Below are 24789 nucleotides of genomic sequence, written 5' to 3' on the forward strand. Positions count from 1 at the left end.
GGCTGGTTCACGTGGGGGTGGCTTCCAAGATCTTGCGGCAGGGGGGCGGATGTTGCGGTGGGTGGGCACCAGGCAGCGCCACGATTGCCGGCTCGCTACACTCGGGGTCTGGGCGCTGTCGGATAGGGATGTTCAGAATGGGTGTGTTGCGGGTGTGTGCGGTCCTGGCGGTGGTGTTGGGGCTGGTGGGGTGTTCGCTGCTGGATGCGCGCGAGCAGCTGGCGCGGATGGGCGGGGCCTGTGTGATCAGCGGTACGGTAGGATCGAACGAAGGGGCGGATGAGTCGGAACGGACCGGGCCCTATGTGGTGGCGGTGTTCCGCGAGCCGGTCGCCGGCGCCGTTGTGCCCGAACCGGTGGACCACGTGGTGAGCGCGCGCGGCGGGAGCTGGTTCTTTGCCCTGGAGCCTGGTCGTTACAGCGTGCTGGCCTTCCGCGACGAGGATGGTGATCGCGCGCATCCGGCCGGCGCACCGGTCCAGCACGTCGCGGGCGGCGATTCGCTGGATTGTGGTCCTGGCGGACGGCTGACCGGGATCGATATCCGCGTGAACGGGAGTGATCGCCTGGCGCACGCCATTCACCTGCCGGATACACGGGGTCCCGGGGACGGCGCGGCGCCGCTGAGCCTGGGTCGGGTGACGGTCTACGGCGAGATCACCCATCTGGAGGATCCGCGTTTCGCGAACGAGGTGGCGCGGGGCAGCCAGTGGCGCCCTCTGGATTTCGTGCTGGCGGGGTATGCCGGGGTGTACTTTCTTGAGCCATACGATCCCGCTCGGACGCCCGTGCTGTTCGTGCACGGGATGAACGGCTCGCCGCGGGATTTCGCTGGGCTGCTGGAGGGGCTTGACCGAGAACGTTACCAGCCGTGGTTCTACTATTACGCCTCCGGGCTGCCGCTGCAGTCGGCCGCGGCGCACCTGGCACAGGTGGTCGAGGAGCTGGAGGTACGCCACGGCGTCGAGTCACTGCCGGTGGTGGCACACAGCATGGGGGGGCTGATCGCGCGCGGCTTCCTGAACGAGCGCGCCCGGCGCGAGGCGGCGGCGACCGTGCCGGCGATGATCACCCTGTCCACTCCCTGGGCCGGACACGAACGCGCCCAGCGGGGTGTTGATCGTTCGCCGGTGGTCATTCCGGTATGGCGCGACATGGCCCCGGGCAGCGATTACCTGGAAGGCCTGTTCGCGGATGCCAACACGGAGGTGACCGAGCTGCACCTGCTGTTTGGCTACCAGCGCGGGGAGGGAGGTGCGCGCGCCACTGCGGACGGGGTGGTCACTCTCGCCAGCATGCTGCACCCGCCCGCGCAGCGCGAGGCGGCCTCGGTCTTCGGGGTGGCGACCACGCATGCCGGTATCCTGTCGCACCCACTGGTGCTGGAACGGGTGGAAGGGCTGCTGTCCGGCGTGCAGGGCGAGTGAGGCCCTGGCGACCCGGTTGCACCGCGACGGCGCAGCGGGATCGGCGTAGTCTGAAAGGATGACTGCCGCCCGGATCTTCTGGCGGCAGGCCAGCCAACGGGGAGCGCGATGCAGTTGTTCGAGTGCGAGGTCTGTGGGCAGGGGGTGTACTTCGACAACACCTTCTGTACCCGCTGCGGCCACCGGCTGGGATTCCTGCCGGACCGCCTGGAGGTCTCCGCCCTGGTGCCGGCGGGGGAGGCTGTGGGCGCCCGCGGGCGACCGATCCCCGGTGGCCTGTGGCGGGTAGCGGACGAGCCGGACGGGCTGTTTTATCGCCAGTGCCGGCACTATGCGGTAGACGCGGTGTGCAACTGGATGGTGCCACATGAAGAAGCCGAGCCGTTCTGTCGCGCCTGCCGCCTGAATCGCACCATCCCGGACCTCAGTGTGCCGGGCAATGCGCGGCTGTGGGAGCGTCTGGAGGCCGAGAAGCGACGCCTGGTATATGGCCTGTTGCGCCTGGGCCTGCCGGTGGTGCCGCGGAAAAGCGATCCTGGGGGGATTGCGTTTGATTTCCTGGCCGACCCGGCCCCGGAATTCCGCGAGGGCGGTGGCGTGGTCACCGGCCATTCGCACGGGCTCATTACGATCAATATCGCCGAGGCCGATCCCGCGGTGCGCGAGCGCATGCGCGAGGCGATGGCCGAACCCTATCGCACCATTCTCGGCCACTTTCGCCATGAGTCCGCGCACTACTACTGGGATCGACTGATTCGCGGTAGCCACTGGCATACCGATTTTCGCGAGCGCTTCGGCGACGAGCGCGCGGACTACGACGAGGCCCTGCGGCGCCATTACACCGGCGGTCCGCCGGCGGATTGGCAGGCCTCGTTCGTGTCCGCCTATGCCAGCTCGCACCCCTGGGAAGACTGGGCCGAGACCTGGGCTCACTATATGCACATCGTGGATACGCTGGACACGGCCTCTGCCTACAACATGGACATCGAACCCGTCGCCGGACCGTCGGCGCGGCTGGGGGCACAGGGGAATCTGCCGGCTTTTGATGCCTATGCCACGGCGGACTTCGATCTGCTTCTGGAGCATTGGCTGCCGCTGGTCAGCGCCCTGAACAGCCTCAACCGCAGTATGGGCCACTCGCATGTCTACCCCTTCGTGCTGACCGCTACCGCGATCGCCAAGCTGGCGTTCGTGCATCAGGTCATTCAGGATTTCCGCATGGGCAGCCGCGTACAACCGGCGGGCGCCACCGGCCCTTGATCTGCTGGCATGGATCGGCAAAGGTCCGGTCCTGAAATACATCCATCGCGCAAGCGAAAGGACGCGAGATGTACAACGTTGCCACCCGCGGCCCGTTCAAGGGGCTGAACCCGCGTGTTGCGCCGCTGGCGCTGATCCTCGTGGTGATCATCGCCCTGCTGGGGGTTTATCGAACCGAGCAGCTGGGCGCGGTGGTGGGGGATGCGCGTGCCTTCGTGACGCCGCTGCTGGAGTGGTATTACGTGGTGATCATGGCCTTCTTCCTGGTCATGGTGATCTGGCTCGGGGTCGGGCGCTACAAGAACGTTCGCCTGGGGCGCGACGACGAGGTCCCGGAGTTCACCACGCTGTCCTGGCTGTCGATGCTGTTCGCCGCCGGCATGGGCGTCGGCCTGCTGTTCTGGGCGGTGGCCGAGCCGCTGTCGCATTACGGCGGCAACCCGTTTCTGGCCGAGAACGGCAACCAGGCGGCCGCCGCCGACATGTCGATGGTGCTGACGTATTTCCACTGGGGGCTGAATGCCTGGGGTGTGTTCGCGCTGCTGGCACTGATCCTGGCCTATTTCAGCTTCCGCAAGGGCCAGCCTCTGGCGCTGCGCTCGGCCCTGCACCCGCTGATCGGCAAGTACAGCCATACCTGGCCGGGCGATCTGGTGGATCTGCTCGCCATCGTGGCCACGGTCTTCGGGATCGCAACGACTCTGGGGCTGGGTATCCAGCAGCTGGAGGCCGGGTTGGCGCATACCGTGGGCCTCTCGCTGGAAGGGGATCGCGGTCTCCTGCTGCTGACGGCGCTGCTGACGGTGACTGCGATCGTGTCGGTGGTGGCCGGGATGCAGGCCGGGGTGCAGCGGGTCAGCCAGGCCAACCTGTGGCTCAGTGTCGCTCTGCTTGGGCTACTGCTGGTATGGGGTCCAACCCAGTACTTGCTGGCCTTGGTGGTGCAGTCCAGTGGCAGTTACATGCAGAACCTGCTGGGGCTGTCGTTGTACACCCATGCGCACCACCTGGACGAGTGGCACTCCGACTGGACGGTCTTCTACTGGGGCTGGTGGCTGGCCTGGGCGCCGTTCGTCGGGCTGTTCATCGCGCGCATCTCGCGCGGGCGTACCCTGCGCGAATTCGTCACCGGGGTGCTGTTGGTGCCGACCCTGATCACCTTCTTCTGGCTCGCACTGCTGGGCGGTACGGCCCTGCACGCCGAGGTCGAGGGCATCGCGAACATTGCCGATCAGGTGGCGGAGGACCTGACCATGGCAACCTTCGCCACCATGGAGACCCTGGAGCCCTGGTTGATCGCGAAGAGCGGGGCCGTCCTGATTACGGTACTGATTGCGACCTACCTGCTGACCTCGGCCAATGCCGGCATCGTGGTCATCAACACCCTGCTGGCCCATGGGTCCACCGAACACCGGGCGATTCACCTGATCCTGTGGGGTGCGATGATCGGTCTGGTGACCGGCGTGCTACTGCTGGCTGGCGGGCTGGAGGTCTTGCAGAATGCAGTCATCCTGGCCGCGCTGCCGTTCTCGCTGGTGATGCTGATGATGGTGGTGGGCCTGATGCGCGCCCTGGAAGACGAGCGCTATGCCCCACGCCCGGGCGCGCATACGGTCGCCCCCAGCGAGCCATGGACCATTCCGCCGGATCGCGTCCACGAGGACTTTGATATGGACGACGATGCCCCCGAGGCCCGTGACGAAGACGACGACCCTCGTCGCTCCTGACCGCCCCTGTTTTCCACCACGAAGCACACGAAGGCACGAAGAAGGTCAAAAGCCTTTGCACCACAGAGGGCACAGAGAAAAGGAAGGAACGCGGTAACGCCTGGGTGGCGAAGGCGCAGTTCGATCCGCCTTGCCCTTCAACCCTGATGTTCTCCGTGTCTTCTGTGCCCTCTGTGGTTCAAATCGCTCTTGAACGTGACCTTCTTCGTGCCTTCGCGCGCTTCGTGTTGAACACACCAGGGAGGGAAAGGCCCGCGCATCTTGCGTTCACTTTCGGGGTGGCGGGGCTTGCCGTAGCCTGTGCGCAACGATTTCACGAACCGCGAGAGGAACCCCATGAGCGATACCCTGCAGTTGTCCGGCGAGTTGATTCAGAAGGTCCAGGATCTGCTGACCGAGGTGGACCCGAAGGCGCAGCAACCCATCGTGGCCGTGCAGTACCTGAGCGCAATCACCGGGTTCATGGTCGCGCAGATGCCGGAGTCGGTGAACGAGCGCAAGGAGTACCTCAAGCAGCTCTCCGAATTTACCGAGTCGGTGTTCGTGGACGTCGAGAGCCGCAAGCAGACCGCCCCGCCGCCGCAGGAGGCCAGTGGCGTGTGGCGCCCCGGCGAGAACTGAGCGCCACGGGCCATGCCGTCGGGCGTGGCCGCAACCGGGGGCGGCGCAACCTCGGCGATCTTGTGAAGGCGGCGGTCAGTTGTTCCCGTCGCCTTTGTTTTTGTCCTTGCGCATCTGGCGCAGCATGGCTTCCTGTTCGTTGAAGCTGGGCATGCGGCGCTTGCCGCCGGCGTCGCGGGCCGGGTCGTTGCGACCGGCCAGGCCTGATTGCCCGGGCTTTTCGGCTTCCTTGATCTGCTGGTATTCGTCCAGTTCGCGGCGGGCGTCTTCGTCGCTGGTGTAGCGGCCACGGTAGTCCTGCGGTGGCTTGTGGCCCTTGCGCAGGAAGAGCTGCTTGCGTAGCTCCTTGTTGTAGTCGGTCACCCGACGGTCGATCCACCACAGGTCCACCAGCGCCCATGACACGCCAATAATCAGCGGTAGCAACCACCAGGCGGCGGGGCCAAATCCGGCGAGGGCCAGGGTGGCCGCACTGAGTGCCAGGAAGCCGGCGCCGCCCAGCGGCTCGCGCAGGTAGAAGCGATGCAGCCCGAGCGGGAACAGGATCCACGCAGCGTAGGCCGCAGGGCGGGTGCGCATCTCGCGAGCGAGGCGGGCGTTGACCGCCTGCAGGCCGCCACCTTCCAGGTCCAGTTCCTTCCAGGCCTTGCTCATGCGGTTCTCCGTTGCGTTCGCGTGTGAGGGCCACGGTAGTCCGACCGGAGCGTACGGGCGATTGTGCGGGTGTCGCGCGGGGCTTTTGCGGACGCGGCTTCAGTCCTCTTCGCGGGTGGCGTCGCGTTCCAGCAGCCGGCGCACAGTGTCGTGCACCGGGCGGCCCTGATAGAGCACCGCGTGCACCTCGGCGCAGATCGGCATGTCCACTTCCAGTGCCTTCGCCCGCGCCACAGCGACCCGGGCGGTCTCTACACCCTCCACCGACTGTCCCACCCGCGCGCGGGCGCTGTCGAGATCCAGGCCTTCGCCCAGCATCCGGCCCAGGCGCCGGTTGCGCGACTGGTTGTCGGTGCAGGTGAGGATCATGTCCCCCAGTCCGGAGAGGCCGGTGAGGGTGGTCGGACGGGCGCCGACCGCCGCGCCGAAGCGCTGGATCTCGGCCAGCCCGCGGGTCATCAGTGCGGCGCGCGCATTGGCCCCGAACCCGGCGCCGTCGGCAATACCGGTGGCCACCGCGAGCACGTTCTTCAGCGCGCCGCCCAGTTCCACGCCGATCACGTCCGTATTGCGGTACAGGCGCAGCGAGCGCCCGTGCAGGGCCGTAACCAGGCAGTCCATGTGGCCCTCGTCGCTGGAGGCCACGGACAGCGCGGTCGGCTGCTCCTGCGCCACCTCGGCGGCGAAGGAGGGCCCGGAGATCAGAGCGGGCGGGCGCTCGGGCCCCAGTTCCTGTTCGGCAATCTCGTGCAGCCAGGCCCCGGTTGCTGTCTCCAGGCCCTTGGTGGCCCAGGCGACTACCTGTTCGCGTGCGAGCCGCGGGGCGATCCAGCGCAGGGTTTCGCGGAAGGCGCCGGAGGGGACTGCGATCAGGACCAGGTCGCGGCCCTCGATGATCGCCGGGTCGGCACTGACGCGCAGGTTGTCCGGGAGGTGCAGGCCGGGAAGGTAGCGGGCGTTCTCGCGCTCGCGTTCCAGTTGCCCGGCCGTGGCGTCGTTGCGCACCCACAGGGCGACGTCGGCATGCAGACGGGCCGCATGCACCGCCAGCGCCGTGCCCCAGCAGCCGCCTCCGAGGACCGCGATACGCATCCTAGGGAAACACTGATTCATGTACACGCTCGCGCTCGAGCCGCTTTTGCGTGCGAACAAGGCGCGGTGACTGCGGTGCAGTCATTCTACACAAGGGAGCCGCAACGCCGTTCCCACGCAAAAGCGGCCGAGCCCCTGCTTTCAATAATTTGTGGGGTTGGTACCCCAGGTTCCCCGATCCTGCGTTGCGCCGCTTGCGGGTAGAACCACTACCCGCTGCACGACGCGCCTTGTCTCGGAAAACCTGGGGTACCAACGCGAGTGTGTACATGAATCAGTGTTTCCCTCGGCGCCTCGCGTCAGGCCTGTTGCGTGGGCTCGGCCTGTTCCCCGCCGGCCTGTTGCTTCTGTTCCTGCAGGTGCTGGGCATACAGCGACTCGAAGTTGACCGGCTGTAGCAGGAGCTGCGGGAAGCCGCCCTTCAGTACCAGATCGGCCACCGTTTCGCGGGCGAACGGGAACAGCACGTTGGGGCAGTAGGCACCCAGCAGGTGGTTGCGCTGATCCTCGGCAAAATTGCGCAGGATGAACACGCCGGCCTGCTTGATTTCGACCAGATAGGCGGTCTTGCCGTCGGATTCGGTGGTCACGGTCAGGCCCAGTTCCACCTCGAAGGCGCCGGCGGCCTCGTCGATCGGACGTGCGTTGGTGTTCAGCTGGATGTTGGTCTCGCCCTTCCACTCGCGCATGAATACCTCGGGGGATTCCGGCGCCTCGAAGGACAGGTCCTTGATGAAGACCTTCTGGATGGAGAAGTCGGGCCGGTCACTCTGTTCGGCCTGGGCCGCGCCGTTGCCGCTCTTCGGGGAATTCTTCTCTTCAGCCATGATGTTGTCTCGCAGTCGTCTGGAATCGGGGCATTGTAAGGGGGATGAGCGGTGTTTTTCGGGGTCGCCGGGGCGATCCCGTTTGCCGCCCGTTGCCGGCGGCGGCGCGTGTTATCCGGAGGCGTTGTCGGTCGGGGCTTCGAGGCCGGCCTCACTGGCCAGGCGCGCCAGTTGGCCGTTACTGTCCATCGCCTGCAGTTCGTCGAAGCCGCCGATGTGTGTGTCGCCGAGAAAGATCTGCGGGACCGAGCTGCGGCCGGCGGCGCGCTGTTCCATCTCCGCGCGCAGACCGGGTTCGCGGTCGACGGCGTACTCCGCGAACGGGTAGCCACGCTGATTGAGCAGGCGCCGCGCGAGCAGGCAGAATGGACAGCGCCCGCTGGAGTAGACCTCGAACTGCATTACTTCTTCTTGATGGGCATGTTGGCCGATTGCCAGGCCTGGATGCCGCCCTGCAGGTTGACTACGTCCTCGAACCCGGCCGCGGTCAGTTGCTGCGCGGCGCTGGCGGAGCGGTTGCCGCTGCGGCAGTACACCACCACCGGCTTGTCCTTGTATTTCTCGATGTCGCCCATGCGCTTTTTCAGGCTGCCGAGCGGGATATGCTTGGCGCCGCCGATGCGCCCGGAGGCGACTTCGTTGTCCTCGCGCACGTCCAGTACCAGGGCGTCGTCCTGGTTGATCACGCGCACCGCCTCGACCGGGGAGAGCGAGCGATACTTGCGGTTCAGGCGTCGCAGTTCGACGAACAGGATCATCCCGATCACCGCCAGCAGGGCGCCGGTCAGGATGGGGTGGTTGGCGAGAAATTCGGGCAGGCGTTCAAGCATTCGGGAGACCGGATCGGAGGGGTGGGTGTCAGGAACTGCAGAAAACGTCCTGCATCATACCGATCAGGCGCAGGGTCCGGGAGTCCCCCACCCGGTAGTAAACCCGGTTGGCGTCCTTGCGCGTGGCGAGGATGCCCTTGTCGCGCAGGATGCCGAGATGCTGCGAGATGTTGCTCTGCGACGTCCCGACCTGATCGACGATTTCCTGTACGCTGATTTCGCGATCGCCGAGAATGCAGAGGATCTTCAGACGCAGCGGGTGGGACATGGCCTTGAGCGAGCGCGAGGCCCGCTCGATGTCTTCGTCCTGGGACATCAAACCGTCTTCGACGTACATTTCGTCTTCAACCGTTTCGTTGCTCACGGCATGCCTCTCTTGCTCGCGAGGGAAGGCCCTCGCAACTGGGTCAGAATATAAGAACCTAAACGTACCCCGATATGCGAATTTGCGCAATCTTGAGTCATCCAAGCGGTTCACGCGCCCTTTTGTGGTGCGGTGTGTTGCTCTGTTTTCTGTGGCCGGTCAGCGCCGTGGCGCTGGAACCGGAGGCGGAGCTGCGCGAGACGCGCGAGGCCATCCAGGACCTGGAGCGCAGCCAGGAAGAGCGTTACGCGGCCCTGCAGCAGCTGGAAGGGCTGCTTGCGGAGGCCGCTCGCGGGACCGAGGCCTCGCGCCAGGAGCTGCGCGAGCTGGCGCGGGCGCGTTCGCGTCAGGAGGCGGTGGTCGCCGACCAGGAGGACCGTGTGGACGAGGCCCGGGAGCGGCTGGAGGCAGAACGCCGCGCCGCGGCCCGCCTGGTGCGCGATCAGTGGCAGGGCGAACGCCATCCCGGACGGAGCGACGGTCAGTCTGCGGAGCACCGCCATCAGGCCGCGTTTGCCGCGCGCATCCGCGAAGCGCGCGAGCAGGCCCTGGTCGTGTTGCGCGACCGCATCGAGGCGCTGGAGACGGCGCGCGAGAACCTCGCGCGGGAGCGGGCGGTGCTGGCAGAACGGGAAGAGCAGGCCCGCGCGGCGGTCGCGGATCTGGAACGCGAGGAGGCGCACCAGCGCCAGGCGATGGCGGAGCTGGAGGCGGTGATCGAGGACGAGTCGCTGGAACTGGAGCGCCTGGCGCGCAATGCCGAGACCCTGGAGACGGTGATCGAGGAGGTCGAGGCGCGCAGCGCGGCGCGTGCCGCGGCACCCCGCGAGTCCACCCCCGAACGGCCGGACGTGGCCTTCGTGGAATTGGAGGGCGAGCTTCCGCGTCCGGCCGAAGGCCGCGTGATCCGCAGTTTCAACGAGTCCCGTGGCAGCCGCCTGCGCTCGCGCTGGCGTGGCGCGGTGCTGGCGGTCGATAACGGCACGGCGGTACGCGCGGTGCACTACGGCCAGGTGGTCTACGCCGACTGGATGCAGGGCTACGGCTTCCTGGTGATCGTCGATCATGGGGAGCGCTACCTGACGCTCTACTCCAACGTAGAGGAGATCCTGGTGGCGGAAGGCGAGACCGTGGGTGCTGGCGAGCAACTGGCCGTGGCGGGCGAGGGCAGCGAGGCGATTGCGCCCGGGCTTTACTTCGAGATCCGTCACAACGGCGGACCATTGAACCCCGAGAGCTGGTGGCCCTCTCAGTAGAGGGAAAAAGATGGAATGCGCCCATGCCCCGGCAAAAGGCCGATCGGTGGCGTGCATTCAGGCAGCCGTCACATTGCGGGTGCTACCATCTTCACACAAATCACCTCAAGTGAACGAGGAAAGGTAATGAGCAAGTCTTGTCGCACCGGATACTCCCTGATCGTCGGACTGGTTGTCGGGGTCATGTTGAGTGTCTCGGTGGCGGTCTACGCCGACCGCGACAATGGCGCGCAATCCGCTTTGCCAGTAGAAGATCTGCAGCGCTTCACTGACGTATACATGCGCATCAAGCGCAATTACGTCACCGAGGTCGAAGACAAGGATCTCCTGGACAATGCGATCCAGGGGATGCTGTCCGGCCTTGACCAGCATTCGGCCTATCTGGACGAACAGGACTTCGAGGACATGCAGGTCGGGACCTCCGGCGAGTTTGGCGGTCTGGGCATCGAGGTTGGCATGGAAGACGGCTTCGTCAAGGTCATCGCGCCGATCGATGACACCCCGGCCAGCCGTGCCGGGGTCGAGGCCGGTGACCTGATCATTCGCCTGGATGGCGAGTCGGTGAAGGGTATGTCCCTGTCCGACGCGGTTGCCAAGATGCGGGGCGAGAAAGGCTCGGACATCACCCTGACCATCCTGCGCGATGGCGAGGACCGCCCGAAAGAAATCACCATCACCCGCGACGTGATCCAGGTGCAGAGCGTGCGCTCCGAGATCCTGGAGGACGGCTTCGGCTACGTACGCATCAGCAATTTCCAGCAGCGCACGGCACGCGACCTGGTGCGGGCGATCGAAGACCTGCAGGAACAGGGCGAGCTGCAGGGGCTCGTGCTGGATCTGCGCAACAACCCCGGTGGCATTCTGACGGGCGCTGTGGGCGTCTCGGACGCCTTCCTCGAAGAAGGCCTGATCGTCTACACCGAAGGTCGGCTGGAGGATTCGCAGTTCCGCTACCAGGCCTCGCCGGGGGATGTTCTCAAGGGCGCGCCGATGGTCGTCCTCGTCAATCGCGGATCGGCCTCCGCCTCCGAGATCGTGGCGGGTGCGCTGCAGGACCACAGGCGGGCCGTGGTTATGGGTCAGAACACCTTCGGCAAGGGCTCCGTGCAGACCATCCTGCCGTTGACCCAGAACACCGGGATCAAGCTGACCACCGCGCGTTACTTCACGCCTGAGGGCCGTGCCATCAACGAGGACGGGATTGACCCGGACATCCGCCTGCAGCAGCTCGTGGTGCAGCGCTCCGACAGCGAAAACGGCGGCGCCCGCATGGGCCGTGACGGTCTGCCGGAATCTGTGGATGCGGACGAAGACAATGGCGAGACGTTGGCCGAGCGCGATTACGGTATGAACGAGGCGCTGAATCTCCTGAAGGGCCTGAACTTCTACAACCGCCGCTGAGCGCGGCGGACAGGGAGGATTGATGCCGAACGTACTGGTGCCCCTGGCCGCCGGGGCCGAGGAACTGGAGGCGGTCACGATCATCGACCTGCTGCGCCGGGCGCAATTCGAGGTCACCGTGGCCGGGCTGGAGCCCGGGCCGGTGACCTGCTCGCGGGGCACGGTCATCCAGCCGGATACCACGGTTGATCAGGTGCTGGATCAGTCCTTTGACTTGATCGTCCTGCCGGGTGGCCTGCCCGGCGCCAATCACCTGCGCGACGACGCCCGGGTGCAGGGGTTGCTGCGGGCGCAGGCTGAACGCGAGGGATACCTGGCCGCGATCTGTGCCGGGCCCAAGGCGCTGGCCGAGGCCGGGCTGCTGGAGGGCCGCACCGTGACGGCCTTCACCGGCGCGCTGGACGAGGCGGGAATCCCGTCCACCGGCGCCCCGGTGGAGATCGACGGGCGCCTGATCACTGGCCGTGGCCCGGGTGCCGCGATGGACTTCGCCCTGACCCTGATCGAACAGCTCGCCGGCCGCGAGGCCCGCGACGCCGTCGAGGGCCCGCTGCTAAGACCCTGATGGTCTTAACCACGAAGACACGAAGGAAGATACGAAGAGGGTAGGATGTGTTGAGCGCAGCGAAACGCATCGGGGCCCGGATCATTCCGCGAGGCCGATGCGATTCGCTGCGCTCATCCGCATCCTGCCCGCTGCAAAACGATCGTGGCCTTTCTGATACGCCTCAAAAGGCCCGATGGAGGTCGTCAACACGCGCTGTTTCGTGCGCGATAGCGCGTCGTCCCCGGACGGGGCGCCAACTCTGTGGTGGAAGCTTTTGACCTTCCTCGTGCGCTTCGTGGTGGATTCGCCCTTCGTTTTTGGGCTATCCCACGGTCGCGTAGCGGGTGGCGGTGCCCAGCCAGCGTTCGATCAGGGCGGCGGCGCGCGCCGGGTCCTTCTCGATGCGTGCCGCGAGAGTGGTGGCCTCGTCGAGCAGGTCCTGGTCGCGTGACCAGTCGGCGACGCGGAAGCTGCGATCGCCAGTCTGGCGCGTGCCCAGCAGTTCGCCCGGACCGCGCAGCTTGAGATCCACCTCCGCAATCTCGAAGCCGTCGTCGGTGCGGCGCATCGCCTCCAGGCGCTCGCGTGCGGTATCGCCCAGTGGCGGACGGTAAAGCAGCACGCAGGCCGAGGCGGCACTGCCGCGCCCGACCCGGCCGCGCAGCTGGTGCAGCTGCGACAGCCCCATGCGTTCGGCATTCTCGATGATCATCAGGCTGGCGTTGGGGACGTCGACGCCGACCTCGATCACGGTAGTCGCCACCAGCAGGTCGATCGCGCCCGCGCGGAAGCGCTCCATCACCGCATCGCGCTCGGGTCCCTTCATGCGTCCGTGGGCCAGTCCGATGGTCAGCTCCGGCAACGCCTCGCGCAGGCGTTCGGCGGTGGCCTCGGCCGATTCCGCCTCCAGTTGTTCCGATTCCTCCACCAGCGGGCAGACCCAGTAGGCCTGGGTGCCGGAGCCGCAGGCGGCGCGGATGCGTTCGATGACCTCGTCACGGCGCTCGTGGCTGATCAGCGCGGTGCGTACCGGGGTGCGCCCGGGCGGGCGTTCGTCGATGACCGAACTGGCCAGTTCCGCGTACAGGGCCATGGCCAGGGTGCGCGGGATCGGGGTGGCGGTCATGATCAGCTGATGCGGCATCCGGCCGTTGCCCTTGTCGCGCAGGGCCATGCGCTGGTGCACGCCGAAGCGGTGCTGTTCGTCGATGATTGCGAGCCCCAGATGATGAAACCGCACCTCCTCCTGGAACAGGGCGTGGGTCCCGATCGCGACCTGGCGCTGCCCGCTGGCCAGTTCCGCGAGCAGCTGGCCGCGTTCGCTGGCCGTCTGGCGCCCGCCCAGCCAGGCGATCGCGACGCCCAGTGGTTCCATCCACTGGGCAAGATTGCGCCCGTGCTGGCGGGCGAGTAGTTCGGTCGGGGCCATGAACGCCACCTGATAGCCGGCCTCTACCGCCGCCAGCGCGGCTGCGACCGCGACCAGGGTCTTGCCGGAGCCGACATCGCCCTGGACCAGACGGTTCATCGGCTGCGGGCGCGCGAGGTCGGCCAGGATCTCTTCGGTAACACGCTCCTGTGCGCCGGTGGGTTCGAAGGGGAGCTGCCCGCGCAGTTGTTGCCACAGCGCCCCCGGGGGCTGGATGACCGGGGCGCTGCGTGTGTCCGCGGGCATCCGGCTCTGCTGCATGCGCGCGAGTTGGTGGGCGCAGAGCTCTTCCAGGGCCAGCCGTGTGCGCGCCGGGCTGCGGTTCTCCGGGGTGTCCAGGGCGGCCAGTGCGTCGGCCTGCGCCGGTGGGTGATGGAGCTGCTCCAGGGCGTTATGCAGGCCAGGCAGGCCCTGCCGGGGTAGTTCCGGAAGCAGGTCGGGCAGGGCCTGCATCCCCGGCAGGGCGTGCGCGACCAGCTGGCGTAGCAGCTTTTGCGACACGCCCTCGGTGGTCGGGTAGATCGGGGTCAGGTGCGACTCCATGGCCGGCGGGCTATCGCCCACGGTCTGGATCTCCGGGTGCACGCACTCCAGTGCGCCGGGCATGCCGCGGGGTTCGCCGAAGGCGCGGATGCACGTGCCGGGGCTCAGGCGGCGCTGCTGGTTGGCCCCGAAGTGAAAGAACCGCAGCAGGACCTGGGCCTGGCCGTCGGCCAGGGTGACCACCAGCATGCGCCGGCGGCGGTGGATCACCTCGGAGTGGGTGACGCGCCCCTCGAACAGTGCAGCCAGCCCCGGACGCAGCGCGGCAATCGGCGTCAGGCGCGTGCGATCCTCGAAGCGCAGGGGCAGATGGAACAGCAGGTCCCCGGCCTGCTCCAGACCCAGACGCTCCAGTCGTTCCGCCACCGCCGGGCCGACACCCTTCAGCGCGGTCAGCGGGACCTGCAGCTCCACCGGTTGGGTTCGCGCAGCGCGAATCAGTCGCGCGGGCACCAGGCGATGGCGTCCATTTCCACCTGGGCGCCCTTGGGCAGGGCGGCCACGCCGATCGCGGCACGTGCCGGGTAGGGCTCGTTGCAGACTTCGCTCATGATCTTGTTCACAAGCGGGAAGTGAGCCAGGTCGATCAGGAAGATGTTCAGTTTGGCGATATCGGCGGTGCTGGCTCCCGCCGCCTCCAGGACAGCCTGGAGGTTGGCGAACACCTGGCGGATCTGGTCCTCGATGCCGCCGTCGACCAGTTCCATGGTGGCCGGGTCCAGCGGGATCTGGCCGGACAGGTACAGGGTGTCGCCGGTACGCACGGCCTGCGAGTAGGGGCCGATGGCGGCCGGGGCGTTTTCGGTCTGGATGATCTCGCGCGACATGTGGACTCCTTGTACTGCCGGGTTGAATCTTGATAGGGCCAGCGATTGCTGGATGCGGACCCGCCATTCTACTGATCAATCCGCACGCGTGTGCGGTCGGGGGGCTCGGCAGCCGTGCACGCGGACGGCTACACTGCGGGCCACATCCGTAATGACAAAAGGAAGCAGGCAATGACGGGATACGCATTGGCAAACGTGCTGCATGTACTGGCCGTGGTGATCTGGGTGGGCGGCATGTTCTTCGCCTACATGTTCCTGCGCCCGGTGGCCGGGCAGCAGCTCGAGGGGCCGGCGCGGCTGAAGCTCTGGGAGGGGGTGTTCGCGCGCTTCTTCCCCTGGGTCTGGGCCTCGGTGCTGGTAATCCTGGTGACCGGCTTCTACCTGATCTTCGGGGTGTTCGGCGGCATGGGTGATGTGCATCCCAGCGTGCACACCATGCTGCTGCTGGGTCTGATCATGATGGCGATCTTTGCCCATGTGTTCTTCGCCCCCTATCGGCGGATGCGCAAGGCCATTGCGGCAAACGATACCGAGGAGGGCCTGCGCCGGCTGGGGCAGATCCGCATCCTGGTCGGGATCAACACCGTCATCGGTCTGGTGACGATCGTGGTCGCTTCGGGCGGTCGCCTGCCGTTGTAGGAGGCACGCTACCTTCCTAGCCCCGGGTGCCATACCAGCCGGGGCAGAGCCGGCGGTTCCAGTAGCACGGCTGCGTTCTGGCCGAAGGCCTCCAGCCAGCGCGCCAGCAGGTCGTCGGGCAGGTCCGCGATGGCCAGGCCCGGTTCGTCCGGCCACTGGCCGCGCGGGTCGCGGTTGCGGGCAGGCCATGCGCGCAGGCCGTGCTCGGCCACGGTCTGCTCCAGCCGGCGCTGGCGTTGGATGTTTTCACCCTCGGTGCTTGGGCGGCTGCCCGGATTGCAGGCGGTGAACAGGACCAGGCGCTGCATGTCCCGCTCGGCCATCCAGGCCGTGACATCCTCCGCGGGCTGGTCGATGTGCAGAACTCGGCTGCTGCCCTCGATCTCCAGGCAGTAGGCGGCGCTTAGGTAGGCCTTCTCCAGTGTCGCCAGCTGCGCTACGGGAGCGGGCGACTCCGGGCGCGAGGCGGACATCCGGTCGCGGTATTTGCTTGTATTGGTGGACATCTCGCGGCAACCTCCCCGCCTGGATCGTGCGGATGTGGTCGATCAAACAGGGGGAGCGGGATGCGCGTCAAGGATGCGACAGCGGTTTGTGGTGCCTCGTCGGGTGCGGGTGCGTCCATGGACCGGCCCCTCCCCGGCTGGGATTGAGACGCGATGGCCCCGCGTCCCTTCGTTCCCGGGCTGACCGGTGCCTTTGTTGTGGTGCTGCTGCTGGTTGCGGTGGTCGCCGTCGCCAGCTGGCTTCGGGTGCAGCAGTTGCAGTACGACGTCCAGGCCCTTACCGAGGAATACGTGCAGAAGGTGGACCGCGTGCATCGCATGCGCAGCCTCGTGCGCGAGCGTATGCTGCGCGCCTCGCTGGTGATCAGTGCCGAGGACCCGGCCCTGCAGGATCGCTACCAGCGGGAGTTTCGCGAGCTGGCCGAGCGCTTCCTGGACGCCCGCGAGGGTGCGGAATTACTGGCTCGGACCCCACGCGACGCCGCGCTGCTGGCCGAACTGCGTGCGCTGACCGCGACCGGTGCCCCGATCCTGTCCGAGCTCCTCGACATTGCCCTGGCGGGTGGGCGCAACGAGGCGCTGGCGATCCTGTATGCGGACGCAATGCCGGTGCAGGAGGATGTGCTGGAACAGATGGAGGCCATCCTCGCGGCCTTCGAACGTGATAACGAGGAGGCGGTGGCGGCCATGGCGCAACGCCATGAACAGGCGCAACAGGTGATGCTGGTGGCCACCGTCCTGACCATGCTGATGATTGCGCTGATGTGGGTGCGGGTGCGCCGGAGGATCTGGCGTGATCACGCCGCCTTGCACAAGGAACTGGAGGGGCGCCAGCAGATCGAGGCGCGCCTGCGCGAGACGCAGGCCGGGCTGGAGGCGGCGGTGGCCCGGCGAACCGCGGCCCTGCAGGAGACCACCGAGCGCCTGGAAGAGGCCCAGCGGATTGCCGGGGCCGGTTACTGGGACTGGGATATTCGTGGTCTGCGGATGAACTGGTCCACGCATGTATTCGATCTGTTCGGGCTCGACCCGCAAACCGATACCGCGGGATTCGAGGCCTACATGCGAGCCATCCATCCGGACGACCGTACGCGGGTGCGCCGCGCCACCAACGAGGCGCTGGATCACGAGGCCTATTACCGGGTGGATCACCGGGTGGTGCGCGCGGACGGCGGGCTGCGCCATGTGCGGGTCGAGGGCGAAATCGATCGGGACGCCCAAGGCCGCGCCGTGCAGGTCCTCGGGATGGTCCGTGACATCACCCGCGACAAGGCCTCCGAGGAGCGCCTGTGGCACCAGGCCCATCATGACTCCCTGACCGGCCTGCCCAATCGCAGTCTGCTGCAGGAGCATATCCAGCAGGCCCTGCGCCGGGCCCAGCGCGCCGGTACCGGCCTGGCCCTGGTGGTCTGCGATCTCGACGGCTTCAAACCCATCAACGATCGTCTGGGACACGATGCCGGCGACGTGATGCTCGTGACCGTGGCGCGGCGTCTGCGCGAGGGCGTGCGCGAGAGCGACGTGGTGGCCCGCGTGGGCGGCGACGAATTCGTGCTGCTGCTGGAGAATGTGCGTGATCCGGATGCGGTGACGGGGGTCGGACTCAAGCTGATCGAACGCTTCGAGGAGCCGGTGGAGGTGAATCGCGAGTCGGTTCGCGTCGGGCTCAGCATGGGGGCAGTGCTCTACCCCGAGGACGGGGACGATGTGGAGGCGTTGCTGCAGCGCGCCGACCGCGCGATGTACGTGGCGAAGGAGGAAGGCGGCAGCCGGATCGTGCTGTACCGGGAATGCTCCGGAGAGGAGCGCCGGCAAACGGATCTGTCCCTGCGCCGGCGCGGCGCGCTGGGTTGCGGGCTGGAAGACCCGGCCGCTCGCGACTGAATCGGCCGGCCTCGTCTACGGTCGATGCAGTCGCGCGACGAATTGTTCGTGCGTCAGCGGCGCGCTGAACAGGAAGCCCTGGAACCGGGTGCAGCCCAGGGCCAGGAGCTGCTCCCGCTGCTCCGGGTGCTCCACGCCCTCGGCGATGACGTCGAGCTCCATGTTGCGGGCAATGTCCACGATGTTTTCGATCAGGGTCCGGTCACCGCCGGCCAGCAGCTCCTTGACGAAGGATTTGTCGATCTTCAGCTCGTCCACCGGCAGGTCGCGCAGGTAGGCGAGCGAGGAATAGCCGGTCCCGAAGTCGTCCAGGGCGATGCGCATGCCGAGCCGGCGCAGCGCGCCCAGCTTGGTGATGGCGTCCGGCAGGTCGCGCAGCAGGCCGGATTCGGTGACCTCCAGGGTCAGGGCGTGGCCGTCCACCCCGTATCGGCGCAGCCGCGCCTGGAACTGGTCGACGAAGTCCGGGCGCGCCAGTTGCCAGGGCGAGAGATTCAAGGCCAGGCGAGGTGGCTGCAGGTTCCCGGCCTGCCACTGCGACAGCCGCATCAGGGCGTGTTCCAGGACCCAGTTACCGACCCCGTGGATCAGGCCGGTCTCCTCGGCGACCGGGATGAAGAGATCCGGCGGGACCTGGCCCATCTCCGGGTGCTGCCAGCGCAGCAGGGCCTCGGCTCCGATCAGGCGCTCGGCGGCATCGAACTGCGGTTGGTAGTGCAGGTCCAGCTCGTCACGTTCGGCCGCTTGTCGTAGCCCGTCCTCGATCTGCAGGCGGGCATGCGCCTCGTCCTGCAGTGCATGGCGGTAGAACTGCACGCCGCCGCGGCCGGCACGCTTGGCCTGGTACAGGGCGATATCGGCGTGGCGCAGGGCTTCTGCCGAGCTCTCGCCGGCGTCGGGATAGCATACGCAGCCGAGACTGGCGCCGACCCCGAAGGTGCGTTCGCCGATGATAATCGGGCGCTGCAGGGCCTCCAGGATGCGCTCGGCGATTGCCTGCAGTTCCGGCTCGAGGGTCTCGCGTACCCGGGCGCAGGGGGGCAGGACAACGGCGAACTCGTCGCCACCCAGGCGCACGATCAGCGCATCCTCTGGGGCATGGCTGCGCAGGCGGTCCGCCACCGCGCCCAGCACGGTGTCGCCTACCGCATGCCCCAGGGCGACGTTGATGGTCTTGAAGTGGTCCAGGTCGATCAGGATCAGCCCGCCATGCAGGTGGCCGGCGGTGGCCTCCTCGATATGGCGGGTCAGGTCGTCGTGCAGGCGGGTGCGGTTGGCCAGCCCGGTCAGGGGGTCGTGGTAGGCCAGGGCATGGATGTGTTCCTCGGTGTGCAGGCGTTCCAGTTCGGCCCCTGCGCGGTCGGCCATGATCCCGAGGATCTCCATCGCCTTGTCGACATCCTCCACCGGATATCGGTTGACCATGGCGATGTGCCCCAGCAGCGTGCCCTGGCTGTCCAGCAACGGGGCCCCCAGATAACTCTCGGCGTCCATCTCCACCAGCATCTCGTCGGCCGGAAAGCGCTGTTGTACGTCGCAGGGGTAGATACAGGTACCGATCTCCAGCACACGTTCGCAGGGGGTCTCGGCGAGGTCGTAGCGCAAGTTCTCCACGATCTGCCCCGCGGTGCACAGGGCGACGGTCTCTACCACGCCGGGTTTTTCCGGATCCTCGATGCCGATCAGGGCATGGTCGGCAGCGAACAGGTTGCTCAGCTTGAGAACCAGCTGCTGGAAGAACTCCTCGCGCGAGCGCGCCTGCAGCCCCTCGGCGATCAGGCGCAGGGCGTCCTCGCTGCGGTGCGCGGCGGTGATGTCCTCCTGCATCACGATCACATCCTGTACCTCGCCGCGGGCATCCTGCAGTGGGTAGATGCAGCCCCGCAGCCAGCGCTCGGGGGTGATGAGCGGGGTGGTCTGGGTTGCCGGGCCGGGGTCGGCGGGTTCGGCCGACTGGTCGGGGCGGGCTGGTGGGGTGTAGGGCAGCGGGCCGATCTCGCGGTAGTGTCCGCGCAGGGCATCCTTGAGCGGTTCGTGGATGTGCCGGTCGATGGCATCCGGGCGGTCCAGAACGTTGCCGCCCGGCAGGGAGGCTTGTGCGCCGTGCATGGTTTCCCAGGCGGCGTTGCACTGGCGGATCTCGCCCTGCGGTGTGAGTACCTGGATGCCGACCGGGGATTGCTCCACCAGCGCCCGAAAACGGCTTTCCGAGTCACGCAGGCGTTCGCTGGTCTCGCGGTTCAGTACCAGGCTCATCATGACGACCATCACCACGTAGCCGAACGGCGCGAGCTGGGGCATCTCCAGTGCGCCGCCCCGGGCCAGGACGCCCTGCAAGGTGAACAGGACGAAGACCCCGATCCCGCCCAGCAGGAGCAGGGTGGTGGTCTGGCGATAGCGCCGGTAGTGCCGGATGAGTGTGGTGAGGGCGAAGCCCAGGACCAGAAAGACCGCGAGCACGCCAAAGCCGAACCAGGGGCTGATGGTGCCCACTGCGAGAGCCACGGTTTCGCCCCAGGGGAGTTCCAGGGGGCGGAGTTCGTCGATCACCTGGTACTGCATGCTGTAGGGCTGCAGGGTGTTGACCACCCAGGTGATGACCAGCAGTACCAGAAGACCGGAGATCAGCCAGCGGGCGGGGGTGCGCGTATGGGCCGCGACGAAGGCGGCGAACAGCACGTAGAACGGTCCCAGCAGATAGACGTTCAGGGTGAGTGCGCGGGTATAGGCCTCGACGGTGCCGGCCTGGTAGGTCTGGGCCGATCCGACGGCAAGCACCGCCATCAGGGCGCACATCGCGGCGAACAACCGGTGCTCGGTGCTCCGGGCGCTTTGCCGGCTGTGCAGCAGGTGGCTGAGCGTGGCGTAGATCGCCAGCCCCGCCGCAAGGTAGAGCGATGGCGCAAGAATCCCGTTCATCGGTTCCCTGCGCTTGCATCCCAGTGCCGTGCCATCCCTTGCCGCCCTGCGGTAAAGCGATGCGGGTCGGTGCCCGCGCTCGGTCCCTGCCGCTACAGTACAAAAGACCACGCGCGCGCGTCCCGGTTCGCGTGAGGGTCACCGCGGGGGTGGCTAACGGTCGGTCACAGATACGGCGTGAGCAGGCGCGCGGCCCCGTCGCGCAGTTGGGTCGCGAGCGGCCGGGCACGGACCTCCTCGAGCGTCAGGGGGTGCGACTGTGCGCGCAGCGCGTCGGTCCAGCTGGCCAGTTCCTGGCCCAGTCCGGCATCCAGGCATTCCAGGTTGAACTCGAAGTTCAGGCGCAGGCTGCGCGGGTCCCAGTTGGCGGAGCCAACCAGGGCCCACTCGCGGTCTACCAGCATCAGCTTGGCGTGGTTGAACGGTGGTGGTGTGAGCCACAGCCGGCAGCCGCGCTCCAGCAGTTCCGCCTGCTGCGGGCGGCTGGCCCATTCCACCAGGCGCAGGTTGCTCCGGGCGGGGATCAGGATGTCGACCTGGACCCCGCGCAGGGCCGCGGCCTTCAGCGCCCCGGTGAGCGCCACGTCGGGCAGGAAGTACGGGGTCACGATGGTGACCTGTTCGCGTGCTTCGGCCAGCGCTGATTGCAGGGTGAAGTTCAGGACCTCGAAGTCCTCGTCCGGGCCGTCCGGCAGGCCGCGGCAGGCGCGCGCGCCGGCGGGGTCTACGGACAGCGGAAGCCAGAGCGGACCCTCCAGGCGTTCGCCGGTGGCGAATTGCCAGTCTTCCGCGAAGACCCGCTGCAACTGGGTGCAGGCCGGACCCCGCAGCTCGAAGTGGAGGTCGTGTATGGGGTGCGGACCGGGGTTGGTGTGGCTGTGGCCGCGGCGGATGTTCATGCCGCCGGTGAAGGCGCGGGCGCCGTCGATCACCAGCATCTTGCGGTGATTGCGCAGGTTGAAGGCGGCCAGGCTGCTCGGCAGGTGTACCGGCATGAAGGCGGCGGCAGGCAGGCCCACCCGGCGCAGCTGGCGCAGGGTGTTGCGACGGCTGTAGCGGGCGCCGATGGCATCGATCAGGATGCGCACCTGCACGCCCCGGTCCTGTGCCTGCTGCAGGTGGGCGACGAAGCGCTCGCCTACCTGGTCATAGTCGAAGATGTACGTGGCCAGGCTGATGCTGTGACGGGACGCGTCGATCGCGGCCAGCATCTGCGCGTAGGCGCGATCGCCGTCGAACAGCGGTTCGATCGCGTTGCCACCGACCAGGCGGAACGGGCTCAGGCGGTCCCCGGAACGCAGCAGGCGCTGCCAGCGTTCCGGTGGCTCGGCCAGGCTGGTCCCGTCGGTGCTGGGGTCGGCGATCAGGTAGCCCTCGCGCAGGGCGTGGGCCCGCCGGCGAATACGATTGACGCCGAACAGCCAGTAGAGCAGCGAGCCGGCCAGGGGCAGCAGCACGATCAGCCCGACCCAGGCGATGACGGTCCCGGTATCGCGGCGTTGCAGCAGCGCGTGCACGACGCTCATCACCGCCAGGGCGAAGACGGCGATGGCGACGATACTGGCGGTCCAGCCTGTATCCGGCACGGACGGACTCCTTGTCGATGATGCGTTTTCCGACTGCACCCGTGGAACGCCGGGCGCGTGCCCGCTACAGTACGCGGGCCCGACCCGGCGTAAAACCCCGGCCCATCCACGTCCGCGAGACCGTCGATGACCGATATCGAGACCCCCAGCCTGTTCGCCAACAGCGGCGAGCAGCTGCCGCTGAAGGACTTCACCGAGAAGGCGTACCTGGACTACTCCATGTACGTGATCCTGGACCGTGCGCTGCCGCATATCGGCGACGGCCTGAAGCCCGTACAGCGGCGGATCATCTACGCGATGAGCGAGCTGGGGCTCTCCGCCACCGCCAAATACAAGAAGTCCGCGCGCACCGTGGGCGACGTGCTCGGCAAGTTCCATCCGCACGGGGACTCGGCGTGCTACGAGGCGATGGTGCTGATGGCGCAGCCGTTCTCCTATCGCTATCCGTTCGTGGACGGGCAGGGCAACTGGGGTTCGCCGGATGATCCCAAGTCCTTTGCGGCGATGCGCTACACCGAGTCGCGCCTGTCGCGTTATGCGCAGCTGCTGCTTTCCGAACTGGGTCAGGGCACGGTGGACTGGGTGCCCAACTTCGACGGTGCGCTGGACGAGCCGAAGATGCTCCCGGCGCGGCTGCCGAACGTGCTGCTCAATGGCGGTTCCGGGATCGCGGTGGGTATGGCGACGGACATCCCGCCGCACAACCTGCGCGAGGTGGCCGCCGCCTGCGTGCACCTGCTGGAGCACCCAAAGGCAACGGTCGAGGAGTTGTGCGCGATCCTCCCGGCGCCGGATTTCCCCACCGAGGCCGAGATCATCTCCCCGCCGGCCGAGCTGCGAAAGGTCTACGAGACCGGCCAGGGCTCGATCCGGGCCCGGGCGCGCTACGAGCGCGAGGGCGACGACATCGTGGTGACCGCGCTGCCGCATCAGGTCTCCGGTGCCAAGCTGCTGGAGCAGATCGCCGCCCAGATCCGCGCGAAGAAGCTGCCGATGGTCGAGGACCTGCGCGACGAGTCCGACCACGAGCATCCGACGCGCCTGGTGATTACCCCGCGCTCGAACCGGGTGGACGTCGAGGGCCTGATGGCGCATCTGTTCGCGACCACGGATCTCGAGAAGACCTACCGCGTGAACATGAACGTGATCGGCCTCGACGGTCGGCCGCGGGTACGCGACCTGGCAGGGCTGCTCGGCGAGTGGCTGCAGTTCCGGATCGAGACGGTGCGTCGGCGCCTGCAATGGCGTCTGGAGAAGGTGCAGGCGCGGCTGCACGTGCTGGAAGGCCTGCTGATCGCCTATCTCAATATCGACGAGGTGATCGCGATCATCCGCGAATACGACCAGCCGAAGCCGGAACTGATGAGCCGCTTCGGCCTCAGCGACATCCAGGCTGAGGCGATCCTGGAGCTGAAACTGCGCCACTTGGCGAAGCTCGAGGAGATGAAGATCCGCGGCGAGCAGGACGAGCTCAGTCAGGAGCGCGATGGGCTGGAGAAGACGCTGGGCTCCGAGCGCCGCCTGCGCACCCTGGTGCGTCGCGAGATCGAGAAGGACGCGAAGGAGTATGGCGACGAGCGGCGCTCGCCGCTGGTCGAGCGCGCGGCCGCGCAGGCGCTGGATGAGTCGGCGCTGGTGCCGACCGAGCCGCTGACCATTGTGCTCTCGGAGAAGGGCTGGGCGCGGGCGGCCAAGGGCCACGATGTCGATCCCCGCGGGCTCAATTACAAGGCCGGGGATGCCTTCCAGGCGGCAGTCATCGGGCGCAGCAACCAGCCGGTGGCGTTCATCGACTCCACCGGTCGCACCTACACCATTGCGGCCCACACGCTGCCGTCGGCGCGCGGCCAGGGCGAGCCGCTTTCCGGCCGGGTGAACCCGCCGGAGGGGGCGCGTTTTGTGGGCCTGGCCACCGGGGCGGAGGAAGACCGCTGGCTGCTGGGCTCGGATCACGGCTACGGCTTCATTGCCAAGCTGGGTGACCTGCTCGGCCGGCAGAAGGCAGGCAAGAACGTGCTGAGCGTACCGGCTGGCGCGGCCGTGCTGCAGCCGGCGCCGGTGCGCAACCCGCACGAGGATCACATCGCGGTGGTTACGACCCGCGGCTATCTGCTGGTGTTTCCGGCCGCGGGGTTGCCGGACCTGGCGCGCGGCAAGGGCAACAAGCTGATCGGCATCCCGTCCGCGGCGCTCAAGGATGGCTCCGAGCGGGTGCTCGGGGTGGCTGTGCTGGCGCCGCAGGACACCCTGGTCGTGCATGCGGGCAAGCGCTTCAAGGCACTGGCCCCGGCGGAATGGGCCGAGTACGTTGGCGAGCGCGCGCGTCGCGGGCGTCAGCTCCCGCGCGGTTATCAGAACGCGGACAGCCTGGAGGTGCGCCCGGCCTGAACCCGCGCGTACCTGTGTGGTCTGTGAACGCGGCGGTGCTTGAATTTGGCCGCTGCGCCCCG

General features: G+C 67.4%; 21 protein-coding genes. 10 read left to right on the forward strand and 11 right to left on the reverse strand.

Features of this window, described 5'->3' with window-relative positions; all coding sequences use genetic code 11:
- The first annotated feature begins 137 nt into the window (after window positions 1–137).
- The 4 genes from G333_RS0111165 (at window position 138) to G333_RS0111180 (ending at window position 5035) form a co-directional block, all read left to right on the forward strand.
- Window positions 138–1427 carry an alpha/beta hydrolase gene (locus G333_RS0111165; RefSeq protein WP_019628486.1) on the forward strand — a complete coding sequence of 430 codons (1290 nt, stop codon included), beginning with the start codon at window positions 138–140 and terminating at the stop codon, window positions 1425–1427.
- A gap of 108 nt (window positions 1428–1535) precedes the next feature.
- A complete protein-coding gene (locus tag G333_RS0111170) occupies window positions 1536–2687 on the forward strand; it encodes a putative zinc-binding metallopeptidase (protein ID WP_019628487.1) in 1152 nt (383 codons plus the stop codon).
- Between the two features lie 68 nt (window positions 2688–2755).
- Window positions 2756–4414 (forward strand): BCCT family transporter, encoded by a 1659-nt coding sequence (locus G333_RS0111175; RefSeq protein ID WP_019628488.1) that lies wholly within the window; start codon window positions 2756–2758, stop codon window positions 4412–4414.
- Window positions 4415–4750: 336 nt separating this feature from the next.
- Complete coding sequence (locus G333_RS0111180) at window positions 4751–5035, forward strand: hypothetical protein (protein WP_018144129.1); 285 nt, start codon at window positions 4751–4753, stop codon at window positions 5033–5035.
- A gap of 75 nt (window positions 5036–5110) precedes the next feature.
- Here G333_RS0111180 and G333_RS0111185 read toward each other — a convergent pair whose 3' ends face one another.
- From G333_RS0111185 to G333_RS0111210, 6 genes are all read right to left on the reverse strand, one after another.
- Window positions 5111–5689 carry a hypothetical protein gene (locus G333_RS0111185; protein WP_018144128.1) on the reverse strand — a complete coding sequence of 193 codons (579 nt, stop codon included), beginning with the start codon at window positions 5687–5689 and terminating at the stop codon, window positions 5111–5113.
- Between the two features lie 99 nt (window positions 5690–5788).
- The gene (locus G333_RS0111190) at window positions 5789–6781 is read right to left on the reverse strand and encodes an NAD(P)H-dependent glycerol-3-phosphate dehydrogenase (protein ID WP_019628489.1); all 993 of its coding nucleotides are present in this window, start codon (window positions 6779–6781) and stop codon (window positions 5789–5791) included.
- Between the two features lie 299 nt (window positions 6782–7080).
- Window positions 7081–7608, reverse strand: a complete 528-nt coding sequence (gene secB, locus G333_RS0111195) for a protein-export chaperone SecB (protein ID WP_018938372.1) — start codon at window positions 7606–7608, stop codon at window positions 7081–7083.
- A gap of 111 nt (window positions 7609–7719) precedes the next feature.
- Window positions 7720–8010 carry a glutaredoxin 3 gene (gene grxC, locus G333_RS0111200; RefSeq protein WP_018938373.1) on the reverse strand — a complete coding sequence of 97 codons (291 nt, stop codon included), beginning with the start codon at window positions 8008–8010 and terminating at the stop codon, window positions 7720–7722.
- The gene (locus G333_RS0111205; protein ID WP_018144124.1) at window positions 8010–8438 is read right to left on the reverse strand and encodes a rhodanese-like domain-containing protein; all 429 of its coding nucleotides are present in this window, start codon (window positions 8436–8438) and stop codon (window positions 8010–8012) included. The genes grxC and G333_RS0111205 overlap by 1 nt, the downstream gene beginning before the upstream one ends.
- A gap of 28 nt (window positions 8439–8466) precedes the next feature.
- Window positions 8467–8802 (reverse strand): helix-turn-helix transcriptional regulator, encoded by a 336-nt coding sequence (locus tag G333_RS0111210; RefSeq protein WP_026182005.1) that lies wholly within the window; start codon window positions 8800–8802, stop codon window positions 8467–8469.
- A gap of 74 nt (window positions 8803–8876) precedes the next feature.
- On the opposite strand from G333_RS0111210, the gene G333_RS0111215 reads away from it, so the two are divergent.
- From G333_RS0111215 to G333_RS0111225, 3 genes are all read left to right on the forward strand, one after another.
- Entirely contained in the window at window positions 8877–10058 is a 1182-nt protein-coding gene (locus G333_RS0111215) for a murein hydrolase activator EnvC (protein WP_038038323.1), read from the forward strand.
- Between the two features lie 126 nt (window positions 10059–10184).
- The gene (locus G333_RS0111220) at window positions 10185–11459 is read left to right on the forward strand and encodes a S41 family peptidase (RefSeq protein WP_019628491.1); all 1275 of its coding nucleotides are present in this window, start codon (window positions 10185–10187) and stop codon (window positions 11457–11459) included.
- A 22-nt stretch (window positions 11460–11481) separates the two neighbouring features.
- Window positions 11482–12024 carry a DJ-1 family glyoxalase III gene (locus G333_RS0111225; RefSeq protein ID WP_019628492.1) on the forward strand — a complete coding sequence of 181 codons (543 nt, stop codon included), beginning with the start codon at window positions 11482–11484 and terminating at the stop codon, window positions 12022–12024.
- 304 nt (window positions 12025–12328) lie between these two features.
- Here G333_RS0111225 and recG read toward each other — a convergent pair whose 3' ends face one another.
- Both recG and G333_RS0111235 read right to left on the reverse strand, forming a co-directional pair.
- Window positions 12329–14416: an ATP-dependent DNA helicase RecG gene (gene recG / locus G333_RS0111230; RefSeq protein ID WP_081624544.1), complete on the reverse strand. Its 2088-nt coding sequence runs from the start codon at window positions 14414–14416 to the stop codon at window positions 12329–12331.
- Window positions 14416–14805 (reverse strand): RidA family protein, encoded by a 390-nt coding sequence (locus tag G333_RS0111235; RefSeq protein WP_019571141.1) that lies wholly within the window; start codon window positions 14803–14805, stop codon window positions 14416–14418. The genes recG and G333_RS0111235 overlap by 1 nt, the downstream gene beginning before the upstream one ends.
- 171 nt (window positions 14806–14976) lie before the next feature.
- On the opposite strand from G333_RS0111235, the gene G333_RS0111240 reads away from it, so the two are divergent.
- Window positions 14977–15444 (forward strand): CopD family protein, encoded by a 468-nt coding sequence (locus tag G333_RS0111240; RefSeq protein WP_018144117.1) that lies wholly within the window; start codon window positions 14977–14979, stop codon window positions 15442–15444.
- An 8-nt stretch (window positions 15445–15452) separates the two neighbouring features.
- On the opposite strand, the gene G333_RS0111245 is transcribed toward G333_RS0111240, so the two are convergent.
- On the reverse strand, window positions 15453–15950 hold the full coding sequence (locus G333_RS0111245; protein WP_019628494.1) for a DUF3293 domain-containing protein: 498 nt from the start codon (window positions 15948–15950) through the stop codon (window positions 15453–15455).
- A 153-nt stretch (window positions 15951–16103) separates the two neighbouring features.
- Between G333_RS0111245 and G333_RS0111250 the strand changes: the two genes are divergently transcribed.
- Window positions 16104–17834 carry a diguanylate cyclase domain-containing protein gene (locus G333_RS0111250; RefSeq protein WP_019628495.1) on the forward strand — a complete coding sequence of 577 codons (1731 nt, stop codon included), beginning with the start codon at window positions 16104–16106 and terminating at the stop codon, window positions 17832–17834.
- A gap of 15 nt (window positions 17835–17849) precedes the next feature.
- Here G333_RS0111250 and G333_RS0111255 read toward each other — a convergent pair whose 3' ends face one another.
- Complete coding sequence (locus G333_RS0111255) at window positions 17850–20753, reverse strand: EAL domain-containing protein (RefSeq protein ID WP_019628496.1); 2904 nt, start codon at window positions 20751–20753, stop codon at window positions 17850–17852.
- A gap of 164 nt (window positions 20754–20917) precedes the next feature.
- The gene (gene cls, locus G333_RS0111260) at window positions 20918–22339 is read right to left on the reverse strand and encodes a cardiolipin synthase (RefSeq protein WP_019628497.1); all 1422 of its coding nucleotides are present in this window, start codon (window positions 22337–22339) and stop codon (window positions 20918–20920) included.
- A 126-nt stretch (window positions 22340–22465) separates the two neighbouring features.
- Between cls and parC the strand changes: the two genes are divergently transcribed.
- Window positions 22466–24727, forward strand: coding sequence for a DNA topoisomerase IV subunit A (gene parC / locus G333_RS0111265; RefSeq protein WP_019628498.1), 2262 nt, complete (start codon window positions 22466–22468; stop codon window positions 24725–24727).
- Window positions 24728–24789 lie beyond the last annotated feature (62 nt).

Source organism: Thioalkalivibrio sp. AKL10 (genome assembly GCF_000381845.1).
Classification (GTDB): domain Bacteria; phylum Pseudomonadota; class Gammaproteobacteria; order Ectothiorhodospirales; family Ectothiorhodospiraceae; genus Thioalkalivibrio; species Thioalkalivibrio versutus.

Coding starts and splice junctions, on each gene's coding strand:
- G333_RS0111165 (WP_019628486.1), top strand. CDS start 138: ATGGGTGTGTTGCGGGTGTGTGCGGTCCTGGCGGTGGTGTTGGGGCTG.
- G333_RS0111170 (WP_019628487.1), top strand. CDS start 1,536: ATGCAGTTGTTCGAGTGCGAGGTCTGTGGGCAGGGGGTGTACTTCGAC.
- G333_RS0111175 (WP_019628488.1), top strand. CDS start 2,756: ATGTACAACGTTGCCACCCGCGGCCCGTTCAAGGGGCTGAACCCGCGT.
- G333_RS0111180 (WP_018144129.1), top strand. CDS start 4,751: ATGAGCGATACCCTGCAGTTGTCCGGCGAGTTGATTCAGAAGGTCCAG.
- G333_RS0111185 (WP_018144128.1), bottom strand. CDS start 5,689: ATGAGCAAGGCCTGGAAGGAACTGGACCTGGAAGGTGGCGGCCTGCAG.
- G333_RS0111190 (WP_019628489.1), bottom strand. CDS start 6,781: ATGCGTATCGCGGTCCTCGGAGGCGGCTGCTGGGGCACGGCGCTGGCG.
- secB (WP_018938372.1), bottom strand. CDS start 7,608: ATGGCTGAAGAGAAGAATTCCCCGAAGAGCGGCAACGGCGCGGCCCAG.
- grxC (WP_018938373.1), bottom strand. CDS start 8,010: ATGCAGTTCGAGGTCTACTCCAGCGGGCGCTGTCCATTCTGCCTGCTC.
- G333_RS0111205 (WP_018144124.1), bottom strand. CDS start 8,438: ATGCTTGAACGCCTGCCCGAATTTCTCGCCAACCACCCCATCCTGACC.
- G333_RS0111215 (WP_038038323.1), top strand. CDS start 8,877: ATGCGAATTTGCGCAATCTTGAGTCATCCAAGCGGTTCACGCGCCCTT.
- G333_RS0111220 (WP_019628491.1), top strand. CDS start 10,185: ATGAGCAAGTCTTGTCGCACCGGATACTCCCTGATCGTCGGACTGGTT.
- G333_RS0111225 (WP_019628492.1), top strand. CDS start 11,482: ATGCCGAACGTACTGGTGCCCCTGGCCGCCGGGGCCGAGGAACTGGAG.
- G333_RS0111235 (WP_019571141.1), bottom strand. CDS start 14,805: ATGTCGCGCGAGATCATCCAGACCGAAAACGCCCCGGCCGCCATCGGC.
- G333_RS0111240 (WP_018144117.1), top strand. CDS start 14,977: ATGACGGGATACGCATTGGCAAACGTGCTGCATGTACTGGCCGTGGTG.
- G333_RS0111245 (WP_019628494.1), bottom strand. CDS start 15,950: ATGTCCACCAATACAAGCAAATACCGCGACCGGATGTCCGCCTCGCGC.
- G333_RS0111250 (WP_019628495.1), top strand. CDS start 16,104: ATGGCCCCGCGTCCCTTCGTTCCCGGGCTGACCGGTGCCTTTGTTGTG.
- G333_RS0111255 (WP_019628496.1), bottom strand. CDS start 20,753: ATGAACGGGATTCTTGCGCCATCGCTCTACCTTGCGGCGGGGCTGGCG.
- parC (WP_019628498.1), top strand. CDS start 22,466: ATGACCGATATCGAGACCCCCAGCCTGTTCGCCAACAGCGGCGAGCAG.